The sequence below is a fragment of the Dictyoglomus sp. GBS genome (assembly GCF_055179815.1).
The window spans coordinates 1,297,028-1,312,921 of the sequence record NZ_CM143687.1; the positions used below are offsets into that span (position 1 = coordinate 1,297,028).

Consider the following 15,894-nt stretch of genomic DNA (forward strand, 5'->3'; position numbering starts at 1 on the left):
GTTCATGGTAGTATAGAACAAAAGTAAAAAATAGTCAACAAAGGAAACACAAAATTTTAAAAATTTATAATTTTTTATGATTCTATTATATAATATTTAAGGGGTAAATAAAAGTGGATATTTATATTGGAACATCGGGATGGAATTATAGTTGGAATCCAAAAAGAAGCTTAGATTGGTACATTGAAAATACTCCTTTCAATGCTATAGAAGTTAATAGTACCTTTTATCATATTCCTAAAAAACAAACAACTAAAAAATGGTTGTCCTTTGCAGAGAAATTAAGATTTGTCATCAAAGTGAATCGTTCAATCACCCACCTACATAGATTTAACGATAAAGCAATGGAAGAATGGAATAAATTTTATGAAGTTTTCTTAGATTTAGATCCCTTTATTGATTTTTATCTTTTTCAAATTCCTCCAAGTATAAAAATAAACTATTTAGAAAAAATTATTAAATTTTATGATTTTACCAAATTAAAAGAGAGGTTCGCCTTTGAACCAAGAAATATAGAATGGTTTGATGACAAGATTATTAATATAATAAAAAACTATGGAATAACTATAGTGTCAGTAAGTGCTCCTAAATTACCAGATAAAATGATACTAAATTTATACTCTCAAGTATATATGAGGTTTCATGGAAAAGAAAAATGGTATTCATATTATTACAAAGACAGTGAAATTATAAAATACGCTGAAGAAGTCAAAAAATTAAATTCTAAAAAAATATATTTATTCTTTAATAATGATTATATGTTAGAAAATGGAATCACTATGTGGGAACTCTTAAAGTCTTAAAGAATCCAAAACCTTCTTGTACTCTTTTGGAACCTTTGCTTTAATCTCTACAAAATTATCCTGATATTTTTCTTCTTCGATATAAATTCTACTTTTAATTTTTTGAAATGTACCCCATCTCTCATATGGTATTTTAAATTTATATGTTCTAACACCTTTTAGCAATTCTTTTACAATTGCACCTTTTAATTTCTTAATTCCTATTTTATGATAAGCTGAGATAAAAACCGAAGGCCTATAAAATAACTCTTTTCTCAGATAAGCTAACTCAGCTTTAGTTAACAAATCAATTTTATTATATACCCTTATTATAGGTTTATCTTCAATTCCCATTTCTTCTAATAAAGATTCAACAGTTTCTATATGCATCTCAAAATTTTTGTTAGATACATCAATGACATGTAATATAACATCTACATAATATATCTCTTCTAATGTTGCTCTAAAAGCTGTAAGCAACTCTTCGGGAAGATTTCTAATAAAGCCAACTGTATCTGAAATTAGAAATTCCCAACCATTCTCAAATTTCACCCTTCTTACCATTGGATCCAAAGTTGCAAAAAGTAGATCTTCTGCCTTAGCATTCTCTCCTGTAAGTACATTAAACAAAGTTGATTTTCCAGCATTTGTATAACCTACAAGAGCAATTTGCGGAATATCTAATCTTTTTTTCCTTTGTACTTCCCTTTCTTTCCTTAACTCTTCTAATTCATTCTTCAAGGTATGAACTCTTCTTCTAATTTTTCTTCTATCTATCTCTAACTTTGTTTCACCAGGTCCTCGAGTACCAATTCCTCCTCCTAATCTGGAAAGAGCTTCTCCTCTTCCCACAAGCCTTGGTAGAAGATATTGAAGTTGGGCAAGCTCAACTTGAATCTTACCTTCCTTCGTCATAGCGTGTTGCGTAAAAATATCTAAAATAAGCATGGTTCTATCTACAATCTTAACTGGTATTTCTCTCTCTATATTTCTCAGTTGTACAGGAGTAAGTTCATTATTAAAAATTACCACATCAATTTGATTTCTAAGAACCAGATCCTTCAGCTCATTTAATTTTCCAATTCTTAAAAATGAGGAAGGATCTGGTTCACCTCTAAAAACTAAAACATCCTTTACTAATACCCCTGCAGTTTTTGCTAATAGTTTTAATTCTTCTAAATCATCTAAATTTTCTATTTTAGCAACAAGGATGGCTTTTTCGATTTCCAATCCCCCTTACTGAAAAATTCCTTTATCCTTCTTAAAGCTTCTTTAAGTTTATTCTCCTCTACAGTAGTAGAAATCCTTATATAACCTTCTCCATAATCTCCATATCCAATTCCAGGTACTACTAATACTCCTATTTCTTCTAATAAAAAGGCAGCAAAATCAGTAGACGTAAAACCTTCGGGCACTGGTACCCACACATAAAAAGTTCCCTTAGGAGGAAGAATTTCAACTCCTAAATCTTTGAAAGCATCTAATACCATATCTCTTCTATTTTGATAAATCTTACTACTTTCCTTTGGAAAATCCCTAAGATTATATAAAGCCTCTATCCCTGCATATTGAATAGCCTGAAAAACTCCTGAGTCCACATTGGTTTTAACAGTAGAAAGAATAGATATTAGATCACTATTTCCTACAGCATAACCAATACGCCAACCAGTCATATTAAAAGTCTTAGAAAACGAACCAAACTCTAAAGCTATATCTTTTGCTCCTTTAACTTCTAAAATACTTGGAGCAATAAACCCATCAAAGGTTATCTCTGAATAAGCATTATCGTATAAAATCACTATATCATTTTCTCTTGCAAATGATACAGCTTCTTCTAAGCCATGCTTATCTATCACAGCCCCTGTTGGATTACTTGGATAGTTAAGAAACATTACTTTACTCTTTTTAGCTATATCCGATGGAATATCCTCCCATTTAGGAAGGAATTTATTTTCTTTCTTTAAAGGTATGGGATAAGGGATACCTTCTGCAAGAAGTGTTGCTATTTTATAAACTGGATATCCTGGATCAGGACATAAAACTATATCTTCCTTATCCACAAGTCCCCAAATAATATGCACTAATCCTTCTTTTGAACCAATAAGAGTTAAAACTTCTTTTTTAGGATCTAGGTCTACATTAAACCTATACTTATACCAATCTGCTACTGCCTTTCTAAATTCTAACATTCCTTCATAAGATGGATACCTATGATTTGCAGGATTTAATGCTTCTTCACATAATTTCTGAATTACTGGCATTGGAGTAGGTTGATCTGGATCTCCTATTCCTAAACTTATTATATCTATACCTCTTTTTATTGCCTCTTCTTTTAATTGATCAATTCTTGCAAAAAGATAAGGGGGTAAACTCTCTATTCTTTTAGCCTTTTTAATCATTAAAACTTTCACCTTCCCTTTCTTTGAATTTATATCCTAATAATTCCCAATCTTTGATTATGGTATTATAAACTAATATTGCCAATTGGTGAAGATCATATAAAGAAACATCAAACCAATGAATATTTTTGTCCTTTTTAAACCATGTATACTGTCTTTTTACAAATATTCTTGTTCTTTTCTTAATTAATTTTATACTTTCATCCAAACTTATCTTTCCTTTTATATACTGTAATATTTCTTTATAACCTATACCTTGCATTGAAACCTTATCTTCATCTATTCCATTTTCGTAAAGCCTTCTAACCTCATCAACTAAACCCATTTCTATCATCCTATCAACCCTTTTATCAAGAATCTCATAATGTAATTCTTTTGGTAAAAAAAGTCCAACTTTTGAAACTAAATATTTATCTTCAATTTTAGTACCAGCTAACTCACTGATAGGTTTTCCTACCTTATAGTAAACTTCTAATGCTCTAATAATCCTTTTATAATCATTAAAATGGATTTTAGATGCTGTTTTAGGATCAACTTTTTTCAATTCTTCATATATCTTTCCAATACCTTCCTTCTCTATTCTTTTTTTCATTTCTTCTCTAAACTTATAATCGGGTGGAACATGGGGAATATGAAATTCACCAAATAAGACTTTATAGTAAAGGGGAGTACCACCTACAAGTAGAGGATATCTACCTCTTTCATATATTTCTGGTATAATTTTTTCTACCCTTTCTTTAAACTCTGCCACTGTAAAGGGATAATCAGGAGAAACAATATCTATCATATGATGAGGTACTTTTTTCCTATCCTCTTCAGAAGGCTTTGCGGTACCAATGTCCATATCTTTATAAACTTGCATAGAATCAACAGATATAATTTCTATTGGAAGAAGATTAGCAAGTTCAAGAGAAAGTGCCGTTTTACCTGTACCTGTTGGACCCAAAATGACTGCAATTGGTATCTTCATTTTCTATGAAAGTATTTCTCTAACTCTTCTTTTTTTATTTCCCATATATAAGGTCTTCCATGAGGACATGTAATAGGGATTTGATTATCAAAAACCATTTGTATAAGAGCTTCCATCTCCTCCTTTATTAAAATATCCCCACTTCTTATAGCTCCATGACAAGCCATACTTTTTACAATTTTATCTTCTAAAACTTCTAAATCTTTTTCATTTATCTCAGAAATTATTTCTTTAAAAAGACTTTCAATGGATACAGACTCAAAATTCAAAAACTCATATGGTACCTTTATAAGCCTTATCCTATTAGGGCCAAAATCTTCCCATGAAAAAGCAAATTTTTCTAAAATTTCTCTTTTTTCTTCTAACTGCTTTTTTTCTTCTAAGGAAACATCAATTATAATAGGTAAAATAATCTCTACATTTTGAAGAAGACCTAAATTTAATTCTTCTTTTAACCTTTCATATCTAATCCTTTCATGGGCAGCATGTTGATCTATGATAAATACCTTATCTCCAGTTTCTACTATTACATAATTATTAAATATCTGTCCAACTATTCTAAAACTAAAACTTTTTTTGGTTTTGGGTAAGTATTTCTCGGTCTTTTCAGAAATATAAGTCTTCTCAATTGATGTTAAGGGTAATTGAATATTTTCTTGGATAATTTTTTTATCAGTTTCATAATTTTCCCCATTAACTTTTATGTTCTGATCTAAGTCCACTCTTCTAAATGTCTTTTCATAATTCTCTAAAGCCTTTCTTATAGAATTTTCTATAAAACTAAAAATCTCTTTTTCCTTTTCAAATTTTACTTCCCTTTTTGTGGGATGTACGTTTACATCTACTTCATCATAAGGTACCTTTAAAAATAAAATTGCAAAAGGATAATAACCCTCCAATATTCTGCCTTTATATCCTTCCTTTAGTGCTTGAAAAATACTAAGATTCCTTACCCATCTTTTGTTAACATAAAAGAAATCTTGAGGCTTTATGGAAACTAACTTCCCAGGTTTACTTAGTAATCCCCAAATAGAATAATCACCATGTGTATTCTCAAATTCTATAAAATCATCCAAATTTATATTTTTAAACACTTCAATTATTACATCCTCTATTTTTCCACTCCCTAAAGTGGTAAATTTAGTCTTTCCATCATCAATATACTGAAAAGATATATCAGGATAAGCCAATGCAATCTTTTTTACAAAATCTACTATAAGATTACTTTCTGTGATCTTAGTCTTTAAAAATTTCTTTCTTGCTGGCACATTATAAAAAAGATCTTTAACCCTAATACTTGTTCCCACACTTCCTTCCCATGGTAATACATCCAACATATTTCCACCTTCTACTCTTATAAAAACCCCCTTATCTTTTTCAGTCTTTGTTCTTATTTCCATTCTTGAAACACTGGCTATACTTGCTAATGCCTCCCCCCTAAAACCTAATGTTTTTATCTTAAATAGATCATCAATTTTTTTTATTTTTGAAGTAGCAAACCTATTAAGTGCAAGAATAGCATCATCCTTAGACATACCTTCTCCATTATCGGTAACTGAAATTAAATTTTCTCCTGCATTAATAATTTCAATTATTATTCTCTTTGCTCCTGCATCTATTGAATTTTCCACCAGTTCCTTAACTACAGAAACTGGCCTTTCTACAACTTCTCCTGCTGCTATTTTATTTCTAATCTCTTCCGGAAGTATTATTACTTTTCCCATTCTTTTATAATTTCCTTCCACTCATGGATTTTTAAAAGGGCCTGAATAGGTGTTAATTCGTTAGTATTAAGAGATAATATCTCCTTTTTTAATTTCTCAAATCGCATATCTGTAACCTCTGAAAAAAGTGGGAGTTGAATAATTTCTTTCTTTTGAATTTCTCTCCCCTTTTCCAATTCTACGAGTATTTTCTCAGCTCTTTCAATTACCTCTTTTGGTAATTCGGCAAGTTGGGCTACATATATTCCATAACTTTTATCTGCTGGTTTTTCAACTATTTTATGAAGAAATATTATATCCTTCCCTCTTTCTTGCACAGCAACACTTAAATTTTGCAGATTCTTAAGCTCTTTTTCAAGTTCAGTAAGCTCGTGATAATGGGTTGCAAATAGGGTTTTGGCCTTAAGTTTATTATGGATATATTCTAACACCGCCCACGCAATACTTATTCCGTCATAGGTACTAGTTCCCCTTCCTACCTCATCCAAAATAAGTAGACTTCTCTCTGTAGCATGAGAAAGTATATTTCCAACTTCTTTCATCTCTACCAAAAATGTACTTTCGCCAGATGAGATATCATCCCATGCTCCAATTCTTGTAAATATCCTATCTACAACCCCTATTTTTGCCTCCTCAGCTGGAATAAAGGACCCCATTTGAGCAAGAATAACAATAAGAGCAACTTGCCTTATATATGTTGATTTACCTGCCATATTTGGTCCCGTAATAAGTTTTATAAATTTATCCTTACTTAAATAGGTATCGTTGGGAACAAAGGTACCAGGAGGTAACATTCTTTCAATTACAGGATGTCTACCCTGTCTTATTATTATTTCATAATCATTTGTAACTTGTGGACAAACATATCCATAATCTTTAGCAGTTTTAGCGAGAGATATATAGACATCCAATTCTGCAACAACCTGAGCAAAAGTTTCTATATCCTTAGACCTTTCTACAACTTTTTTTCTCAACTCTTGGAATAAATTTTCTTCTATTCTTTTAATATTTTCTTCAGCATGGAGAATCTTATTTTCCCATTCTTTTAGCTCGGGTGTAATAAATCTTTCTGCATTTACTAATGTCTGTTTTCTTATATATTCGGGTGGAACAAGGTTCAAGTTTGCCTTAGTAACCTCTATGTAATATCCAAAAACCTGATTAAATCCAATTTTGAGAGACTTTATACCTGTTCTTTCTCTCTCCCTATTCTCAAGATCAATAAGCCAATTCTTACTATCTCTAAGAAGTGCTCTTAACTCATCAAGCTCCTCATTATAACCATCTCTAATAAAGCCACCTTCTTTTATATGGGATGGAGGAGAATCAACTAAAGCTCTATTTAACTCCTCATAAAGAGGTTCCAAATTTGGTATATTTTCCTTTAACTCAATTAATTTTGAAGATTCTACTTTCTCAAAGACCTTTCTTAAGGAAGGCAAGAAGGATAAAGCTTGCATGAGATATATAAGTTCCTTCGGAGTAGCAGTATTATAATTTACGCGAGAATTTATTCTTTCAAGATCTGGTATGTTCTTTAATAGTTCTTCAAACTCTCTTCTTAATACTTCTTTTTCTAATAATTCCTTGATAGCTTCCTGTCTTTTTCTGATAATGTTGACATTAAGAAGAGGCTGCAAAAGCCATTTCTTTAGAAGTCTTGCTCCCATTGAGGTTAAAGTTTTATCAATCACCCATATAAGGCTTCCCCTTCTCTGTCCCTCTCTAACAGTTTCTAATAATTCTAAATGCTTTATAGCAGTACTATCAAGGATTAAATATTGATGGGGTTTATAAAACTCTAACCTATCTATATGAGTAGGTATCGTAAACATTACGTCTTTTATATAATTTAAAATACCATAAGAAGCCTTTAAGGCTAAGGGATAATTCTCTTTTGGTTCGGAAAATTCCAAACTATGTTCTACCTCTTCGAAATATTCCTCAGGTACGAGAGTAATTTTAGGATCTATATCCCTCTTTAAATCAGTTAATATATCCACCAAAATATCCTTTGCTGAAAAAGGTAGAATAATCTCCTTAGGTTTTAATCGCACAAATTCAGAGTAGATTATTTCCTCAGCATCTTTACCCATCCACTCGGTTCCGAAGAATTCTCCAGTTGAAACATCAATAGTAGCTATACCTATATATTCTTTATTTAATATATAGATTGATGATAGAAAATTATTATTTCTATCTTCCAAAAGAGTATCCTCAACAAGAGTTCCAGGAGTAATAACTCTTACTACTTCCCTTTTTACAAGTCCTTTAGCTAAAGCAGGATTTTCAACTTGCTCACAAATTGCAACCTTGTATTTTTTTTGTACCAATTTTGAAAGATAGCTATCTAAAGCATGATAGGGCACACCTGCCATTGGAATTCTTTTTCCTTTTCCAACCTCTTTTGAAGTAAGCACGATATCTAATTCTTGAGATATAATCTTTGCATCGTCCTCAAAAGCCTCATAAAAATCTCCAAGTCTAAAAAGGAGGATTGCATCTGAAAATTGATCTTTTATACTCTTATATTGTTTATAAAGAGGAGTCATATTTTCCATAAAATATTTAATCATTCACCTCTCTTACAACTTCGCCTTTTAGAGACCATAATCTAGCTTCTTTTATTTTTACCACTAATAATTTTCCAAGAAGGGATCTATTACCTGGGAAAAATACAAGACGAAAATTTTTTGTCCTACCGCTTATTTCTTCTGGATTTTTAGGATTAATTTCTTCAGCAAGTACTTCTTCTTCCTTTCCTATCATACTTAAGTTTTTTTCATATATTATCTTTCTTTGAAGATTTTCTAATTCTTCAAACCATTTCTTTTTGGTTTCAAAAGGAATTGGATCTTCAAAATTAGCTGCTGGAGTTCCAGGCCTTGGGGAGTAAATAGCTAAATTCACAGTATCAAATCTTAGCTCTTCTAAAGCTCTTCTTGTAGCTTGAAAATCTTCTTCTGTTTCTCCAGGAAATCCTACTATAATGTCGGTTGAAAAAGACGAATCCTTGATTTCAGATCTTATTTTATATATTAAATCCTTATACTCTTGGTAAGTATATCCTCTACCCATTCTTTTCAAAACCCTATCAGATCCAGCTTGTAATGGTAGATGCCAATGCGGACAAACTTTAGGAAGTTTTGCCACTTTTTTAATGAGCTTATCAGTTACATCTCTTGGATGGGAAGTAAGAAATCTTATTCTCTTAATATTAGAGATCTTATGAATCTCTTCCAATAGATCCGCTAAATCAACATCACCAAGATCTTTACCATAAGAATCCACATTTTGTCCAAGAAGTGTTACTTCTACAACACCTTGTTCCGCCAAATATTTTGCTTCCTCTACAATATCTTCTAATTTTCTACTCCTTTCTCTTCCTCTAAGATAAGGTACTATACAATACGTGCAGAAATTATTACATCCATAAATAATAGGTATCCAAGCTTGAAATTTACTATCTCTCTTTATAATTTTCCAATCCAGGTCCTCTGGATAAGGCTCGTCATCAAATAATATAACTTTTTTATTATCTTTTAGTTCTTCTAATATTTCGGGAAGTCTTATAAATTTATAACTTCCTAAAACAAAATCCACATGAGAAAATTTTTCTGCAAGTTCATCTTTCATCCTTTGAGCCATACATCCAAAAACTCCAATTTTTAATTCTGGATTTCTCTTTTTTAACTTTTTGAGTTCTCCCAATTTACCAAATACCTTCTCTTCCGCTCTTTCCCTTACAGAACAGGTATTCAAAAGTATAAGATCCGCATCTTCTTCCCTATCAGTAGGAAGAAAACCTAATTTTTCAAGTATACCTGCCACTTTCTCCGAATCTGATTTGTTCATTTGGCAACCATAGGTAATTATATGATACTTAGGCATATTATTCGTCTCCTCTTGAAAAGATCAACTTAATTTTTAATGTATCATCTACTTTATCAATATCTATTTTACCTCTAATTTCATCTACTAACATTTGAACCAATTGAAAACCTAAACTTCCTTTAGATGAAAGAAGCTCTGAACTTTTTGTTTCTTTATCTAAAAGAGTATTTGTCACCTCTAATATTATATACTTATCATCCTGATTTATGGAAAGGATAATTTCTGTAACTATATCTTCAGAAGTGCCATGCTTTACTGCATTTTGTAACAGCTCATTCATAATTAAACTTACTGATGTGGCTTTCTTAGATGATAAGAAAATATTTTTTTTGTTTTTTTCAAATTTAAAATTACAAGGAAGCTGCTGATAAGTCTGCTTAAATGCATTAAGTAATTTTTCAGCCACCTCTATGATATCAACTCTATCTTCTTCAAATTTAGATAAAGATTCATGTACTAATGCAATACTATTTATTCGATTAATACTTTCTTGTAGTGCTATCTTGGCACTCTCAGAGTCAAGTCGCCTCATTTGTATCCTTAAAAGACTTGCTATAGTTTGCAAGTTATTTTTTACCCTATGATGAATTTCCTTGATAAGTACTGATTTAAAATTTAATTCCCTTTCCTTTTGACGAAGCTCAGTTGTCTCTTTTATTAAATAAAATATTCTCCATAGAGAATTATCCCCTTTTGAAACTGGAAGTATTCTCTTATAAAAACTTCTTGTTTCTTCGCCATATTCTTCAAAGAGTTCTTCCCCATATGCCTTAACAGTACCCATTTCTTTATAAGCATCTACGAATTTATAGAAGAAAGGATCTTTAATTTTTTTTCCCAAGATATTTCCCACTTCTCCAAGAGTTCTAAATAGTCTCATTCCAGCCATATTAGCAAAAAGCACTATACCATCTTTATCAAGGATTAAAACCCCTTCATTATCTAATAGTGGGTCCACATATCCTTTCCAACTTAGTTCTTGCTTAATAAAAGATTTTATTAACCAATGGGATGTTTCTTTGAATACCCTTGAATTATAAGGAAATTCATTATGTATTAAAAGATTTCTCTGTATCTTAAGAATTCCTATAATCTTTCCTGATTTTTTAATAGAATAAAACTCCTCTTCTACTGGAAATCCTCCTATTACAATATCAGTTTTTCTTATCTTTGATTTATCGGAGTATATTAGCTTAAATATCTCTGGCTCATCTTCAAAAAATATAAGCTTTCCCACTTCTTGCCTCAAAGAAATTGGAGGTACTACCTTAGGATGAGCCTCCGATATTAAAACAACAGCAGATAAATCCCAGATAGGTTGATATAAGTAAAGATCTGCTCCTAATAAATCAGAAATCAGATATAAATAGGGTAAATAGTCTTTAAATTCTTCAAAAAGATATATGGTATCTTTTTTATTATTAAGCATTTACTCCTGTAAATTTTGAAGTTTAGATAATGCTACTTGTATTTTCTCCTTAGTTCTCAAAACTATTAATATCGTATCATCTCCTGCTACACTACCTACAAAATAATCCCAATCTTTCATAAAATTATCTAACATAAAGGCGACAGCCTGTGCATTACCAGGTAAAGTTTTCACCAAAATAAGATTTTCTGCATAATCAATGTTTATCACGACCCTTTTGAATAGGTCTTTTAAGGATAGTAAATTGAAATTATTCTCCGGAATAATATATCTTTTTCCAAACTCAGTATTTTGTCTTATGACTCCTAATTCTTTAAGATCTCGAGATAAAGTAGCCTGTACCACATTAATGCCTTCTTTTTTTAAGGCTTCCATTAACTCTTTTTGGGTACCTATATAATTTTGTTTTAAAATAATTTTGATTTTTTCTAATCTTTCTCTTTTACTTAAAATATTATCTACTCCTTTTTGCACATCCTTCACAAATACCATAAATAATCATATGAAAATCTACATCTTTAAAAGAAGTACTTTTCTCTATTTCTTTCCTAATCATTTCACTATTTAAATTTTCTCCCTCCCAATCTTCAACCTTCCCACAGATCTTACAAATTAAATGATGATGAGGTACTATCTTTGCATCATATCGGGCGACTGCACTTCTATCATAAAATTTTAGAGCCTTACCCTCATTCACTAAAAGCTCTAAAGTTCTATAAACAGTACCCAAACTTATTTTTGCTCCTCTTCCCTCTGCTCTTCTAAAAACAGTAAGAGCATCTGGATGATCCATACTCTCCATTAAAATCTCCGAGACTAATTTCCTTTGTCTTGTTTCTCGTTGCATAGCTTTTTTCATCTCCTTTCCATATTAAAGTTTAGATTATAATTATTATTTTGTCAAAATAATCTATTTTTTGTGATATAATATTTCAAAATAAAAATCAATAAGGAAGATATATGAAAAAATATTTTCTTAAAGCTCAAAAAATATATTCATTTGACCCTTATTTTAACATTTATTCTTGGATTTTAATAGAAAATAACAAAATTATAGATTTAGGAAACGAATCCTTACCTTCTGAAACTAATATACCCATATATAATTTTGAAGAAGGCTATATATTACCAGGATTTATTGATTCTCATGTTCATCTTTCATCCACTGCTATCAGTGATATTTTATTGGATTTAAGTAATTTTTCATCTCTAAAGGAAATAATTAAAGCTTTAGAAGCATTAAGAGATTCAATGCCAGAAGGTGAATGGATTATTGCAAAGGAATTTGATCCTGAAAATATGGAGGAAAAAACAAATATTACAAAAGAAGATTTAGATAAATATTTTCCAAAACATCCAGTTTTAATAATAAGAAAAGACGCACATTCAAGTATTATAAATACAATAGGAGAAAAAGTTCTAAACTTAGATTTATCATACTCAGAAGGCGAAATATTAACAGGAAGAGATCATCAGATAGTGGTTGGAAAGGTTTATCAAAATATTGAACCTTCTTTATTGGTAAAAGGTATTTTAAAGATATTAAAAAAATCAGCAGAAAAAGGTGTCACAACAATACATGCCTTAGAGGGCGGATACACATCCCCTCCCAATATTCCTCAACTTTTATTGGGATTAAGGCAATATTTTCCAATAGATGTACTCATATATTACCAAACAACCTCTATAAAAAAGGTAAAAGAACTTGGCTTAAATCAAATTGGGGGATGTCTTCTTGTAGATGGTTCTATTAGCAGTATGACTGCAGCTTTGTCGGAACCATATAATGTAGATAACGAAAATTATGGCGTCTTATACTGGGATTTAGACTCCTTAATAAACTTTATCAGATCTGCCCATAACGAAAACTTACAAATAGCCTTCCATGCTGTAGGAGACAGAGGAATTGATCTTCTCCTCAAAGCTTATAAGAAGGTATTAAAAGATTACCCTAAAAAAGATCACAGACATAGGATAGAACATTTTGAATTACCTAAAAATGAACATATAAAAATGGTAGCAGATTCAGAATTAATGTTATCTATGCAACCAAGCTTTTTATACTTTTGGGGAGGAGAGGGGAAATTATATGAGGAATTTTTAGGAAAAGAGAGAAGTAAAAGAATAATACCATTAAAAAGTATTATAGAGAATAATATAATTGCTGGAGGTGGATCTGATAGTTCAGTAACTCCTATAGATCCATTTTTGGGTATTTATTCTGCAGTCAATCATCCAAATCGAGAGGAAAGTATATCTATAAAAGATGCTATTAAAATGTTTACTTTTAATAGTGCTTACATTGGTTTTTTGAATAATGAAAAAGGCTCTATTGAAAAAAATAAACTTGCTGATTTAGTAATATTGGATAGAGATCCGTTAGATATAGACACAAAAGATATTTTGGACATAAAAGTCTTAGCAACCATCTGTAGAGGAAGATTTGTATATAAAAATCCTTCTTACGATTTTAATGAATAAGAAGTAAGCCTCCTAAGAATTTCTTGTCCAACTACTAAACCTGAAACCGATGCTTGCATAAGACCTCTTGTAATTCCTGCACCATCTCCTATAGCAAATAAATTTTTAATTTCTGTTTCAAGTGAAGAGCTTAATTTTACTCTTGCTGAATAAAACTTAACCTCTACACCGTAAAGAAGAGTATGTCGAGAATAAACTCCTGGAGTAACTTTATCTAAAGCTTGAATCATCTCAATGATATCCACTAAATATCTATAAGGTAATACCAAACTTAGATCTCCTGGAACTGCATCTTTTAAAGTAGGAACAACCATTCCTTTTTGTAATCTATCCCATGTGGATCTTCTTCCCGCTAATAAATCTCCTAACCTTTGTAATATAACCCCATTACTTAATAGATTGGCAAGACTACCTATTGCTCTACCATATGCAATTGGGTCTTTAAAAGGTTCGGTAAAATTCTTTGAAACAAGAATAGCAAAATTTGTGTTTTCAGTTTTCTTTTCAGCAAAACTATGTCCATTTACCGAGATTATTCCTTCATTTTGTTCCATTACTACCTCACCATATGGATTCATACAAAATGTTCTTACCTTATCATCAAAAGTTTTTGTGTAATATATAAATTTTGCTTCATATAATTCATCTGTAAGTTCCTTCATAACTGCTGCAGGAATTTCCACCCTCACTCCTATATCTACAGGATTTATGACCCAAGAAAGCCCAATTCTTTTACCTTCTTCAGAAAACCATTTAGATCCCTCTCTACCAGGAGCAACAATCACAAAATCAGCATAATAAATTTTTCCATCCTCTAATTCTACACCCTTAACTTTATTTTCCTCAACAATAATTCTAATAACTTGCCTATTCAAAATAACATCTATTTTATCCTTTAGATATTCATACATGTTGAGTAATATAGGTGCACACTTTTCAGTACCGAGATGTCTAATAGCATAGTAGACTAATCTTAAATCTGCTGCTATTGCTTTTTTATGAAAATACGCAAACTTATCAGGATCTGGTTTTACAATAGGTTGATCTGCTCCAAATTCGGTATAAATTTCGTTTACATCATCCATCAATTTTATTAGCTTTTGCTCGCCAATATAATCCTTTAACCAACCACCAACCTCAGTTGAAAAAGTAAGTTTACCATCACTAAAAGCACCAGCTCCACCCCATCCAGATACAATATTACACCTCGGGCATAAAACACATCCTTGTCTATTTACAATAGCTGGACATATCCTTCTACTGGTAATATCTCCTTTTTCTACCAGCAAAATTTTAAGGGGCTTATTACCCCTTACTAAAGAAATGGCACTGAATATACCTGCTGGTCCGCCACCAACTATAATTACATCATACTTCATACTGGATACAAATTCTCCTGTGATAATCTTGGCAGATATTCAAGACCTTCTTTCAATCTCACTCTACCACCTTTAACTAATTTTACAAGTTCCGGTATAATTTTACCTCTTTCTTCTTCAATTTCCAAGAGGATTTTTTCCATATTCATCTTTCCATCCATAATCTTCAGCATCTTTTGGACTGCAGGATCATTAGATGAAACGTTACCCACCTTCTCAGGCACCACATACCGCAAATTTACAAGATCTCTTAATGCAAGCCTCCCTGATTCTAAATTATTTAATACTACATCTATAGCCAATAATGTGCCTAATCCACTTATTCTTGCAATTGTAGCAAAATCTCTCCTACCATCTATATTTGATAAAATGAACCTTTCCTTCTCTTCGGGTGTCATATTCTCTGGATCTTTTCTTAAAAGAAGTATTTGAACATTTGATGGTATAGCAAGAGATGGATTAGGAAAGAAAGGAACGACTGTAAGGGATCCTAATTTTTTTGTTTTTTCTTGCCACTCATCCATAATTCTTGCTGCTTCTAAAACTAAAGCTTCAGGAGACATAGATATAGCAACAGGAACATCTATATTTGTTTCTTCCACAAACTCAAAATTTCCATCATCCCAAGTAAATAGCTCAAGGAAAGCCGACATTCCTTTAAGTTTACCAACCTCGCCATTGATTACTCTTCCGTCTTTAAAATAAAGAATTCCTTTCTTAAAAGGTTTATTAACGATGAGTTTACCAGTAGAAAATTTTCCAGATAGTATCTGTATCAAAGAGACTAAATCGAATTCTTTTAAATTACCAGTAAGTGGCATATACCTCTCCCCTCA

13 protein-coding genes are annotated in these 15,894 nt (G+C 31.2%); 2 read left to right on the plus strand and 11 right to left on the minus strand.

What is annotated here, in order from left to right:
• Positions 1-113 precede the first annotated feature (113 nt).
• Positions 114-803, plus strand: coding sequence for a DUF72 domain-containing protein (locus ACY3IT_RS06470; RefSeq protein ID WP_463082144.1), 690 nt, complete (start codon positions 114-116; stop codon positions 801-803).
• On the opposite strand, the gene hflX is transcribed toward ACY3IT_RS06470, so the two are convergent.
• The 9 genes from hflX to ACY3IT_RS06515 are packed head-to-tail and all read right to left on the minus strand — an operon-like array spanning position 792 to position 12,045.
• Positions 792-2,012, minus strand: coding sequence for a GTPase HflX (gene hflX / locus ACY3IT_RS06475; RefSeq protein ID WP_463082145.1), 1,221 nt, complete (start codon positions 2,010-2,012; stop codon positions 792-794). The two genes, ACY3IT_RS06470 and hflX, sit on opposite strands and share 12 nt — an antisense overlap.
• Positions 1,976-3,181 (minus strand): LL-diaminopimelate aminotransferase, encoded by a 1,206-nt coding sequence (locus ACY3IT_RS06480; protein WP_463082146.1) that lies wholly within the window; start codon positions 3,179-3,181, stop codon positions 1,976-1,978. The genes hflX and ACY3IT_RS06480 overlap by 37 nt, the downstream gene beginning before the upstream one ends.
• Positions 3,174-4,151 carry a tRNA (adenosine(37)-N6)-dimethylallyltransferase MiaA gene (gene miaA / locus ACY3IT_RS06485; protein ID WP_463082147.1) on the minus strand — a complete coding sequence of 326 codons (978 nt, stop codon included), beginning with the start codon at positions 4,149-4,151 and terminating at the stop codon, positions 3,174-3,176. Before miaA ends, ACY3IT_RS06480 begins: the two co-directional genes overlap by 8 nt.
• Complete coding sequence (gene mutL / locus ACY3IT_RS06490) at positions 4,148-5,875, minus strand: DNA mismatch repair endonuclease MutL (protein WP_463082148.1); 1,728 nt, start codon at positions 5,873-5,875, stop codon at positions 4,148-4,150. Before mutL ends, miaA begins: the two co-directional genes overlap by 4 nt.
• The gene (gene mutS / locus ACY3IT_RS06495) at positions 5,863-8,451 is read right to left on the minus strand and encodes a DNA mismatch repair protein MutS (RefSeq protein ID WP_463082149.1); all 2,589 of its coding nucleotides are present in this window, start codon (positions 8,449-8,451) and stop codon (positions 5,863-5,865) included. Before mutS ends, mutL begins: the two co-directional genes overlap by 13 nt.
• Positions 8,444-9,766 (minus strand): tRNA (N6-isopentenyl adenosine(37)-C2)-methylthiotransferase MiaB, encoded by a 1,323-nt coding sequence (gene miaB / locus ACY3IT_RS06500; protein ID WP_463082150.1) that lies wholly within the window; start codon positions 9,764-9,766, stop codon positions 8,444-8,446. Before miaB ends, mutS begins: the two co-directional genes overlap by 8 nt.
• 1 nt (position 9,767) lies before the next feature.
• Positions 9,768-11,198: a histidine kinase N-terminal domain-containing protein gene (locus ACY3IT_RS06505; RefSeq protein WP_463082151.1), complete on the minus strand. Its 1,431-nt coding sequence runs from the start codon at positions 11,196-11,198 to the stop codon at positions 9,768-9,770.
• Entirely contained in the window at positions 11,199-11,690 is a 492-nt protein-coding gene (gene argR / locus ACY3IT_RS06510; RefSeq protein ID WP_463082152.1) for an arginine repressor, read from the minus strand.
• On the minus strand, positions 11,653-12,045 hold the full coding sequence (locus ACY3IT_RS06515) for a Fur family transcriptional regulator (RefSeq protein WP_463082153.1): 393 nt from the start codon (positions 12,043-12,045) through the stop codon (positions 11,653-11,655). The genes argR and ACY3IT_RS06515 overlap by 38 nt, the downstream gene beginning before the upstream one ends.
• A gap of 113 nt (positions 12,046-12,158) precedes the next feature.
• Between ACY3IT_RS06515 and ACY3IT_RS06520 the strand changes: the two genes are divergently transcribed.
• On the plus strand, positions 12,159-13,679 hold the full coding sequence (locus ACY3IT_RS06520) for an amidohydrolase (RefSeq protein ID WP_463082154.1): 1,521 nt from the start codon (positions 12,159-12,161) through the stop codon (positions 13,677-13,679).
• Here ACY3IT_RS06520 and ACY3IT_RS06525 read toward each other — a convergent pair.
• Together ACY3IT_RS06525 and ACY3IT_RS06530 are read right to left on the minus strand one after the other, a co-directional pair.
• The gene (locus ACY3IT_RS06525; protein ID WP_463082155.1) at positions 13,661-15,058 is read right to left on the minus strand and encodes an NAD(P)/FAD-dependent oxidoreductase; all 1,398 of its coding nucleotides are present in this window, start codon (positions 15,056-15,058) and stop codon (positions 13,661-13,663) included. The genes ACY3IT_RS06520 and ACY3IT_RS06525 overlap by 19 nt on opposite strands.
• Positions 15,055-15,879, minus strand: coding sequence for a DUF4388 domain-containing protein (locus tag ACY3IT_RS06530; protein ID WP_463082156.1), 825 nt, complete (start codon positions 15,877-15,879; stop codon positions 15,055-15,057). The genes ACY3IT_RS06525 and ACY3IT_RS06530 overlap by 4 nt, the downstream gene beginning before the upstream one ends.
• Between the last annotated feature and the right edge of the window lie 15 nt (positions 15,880-15,894).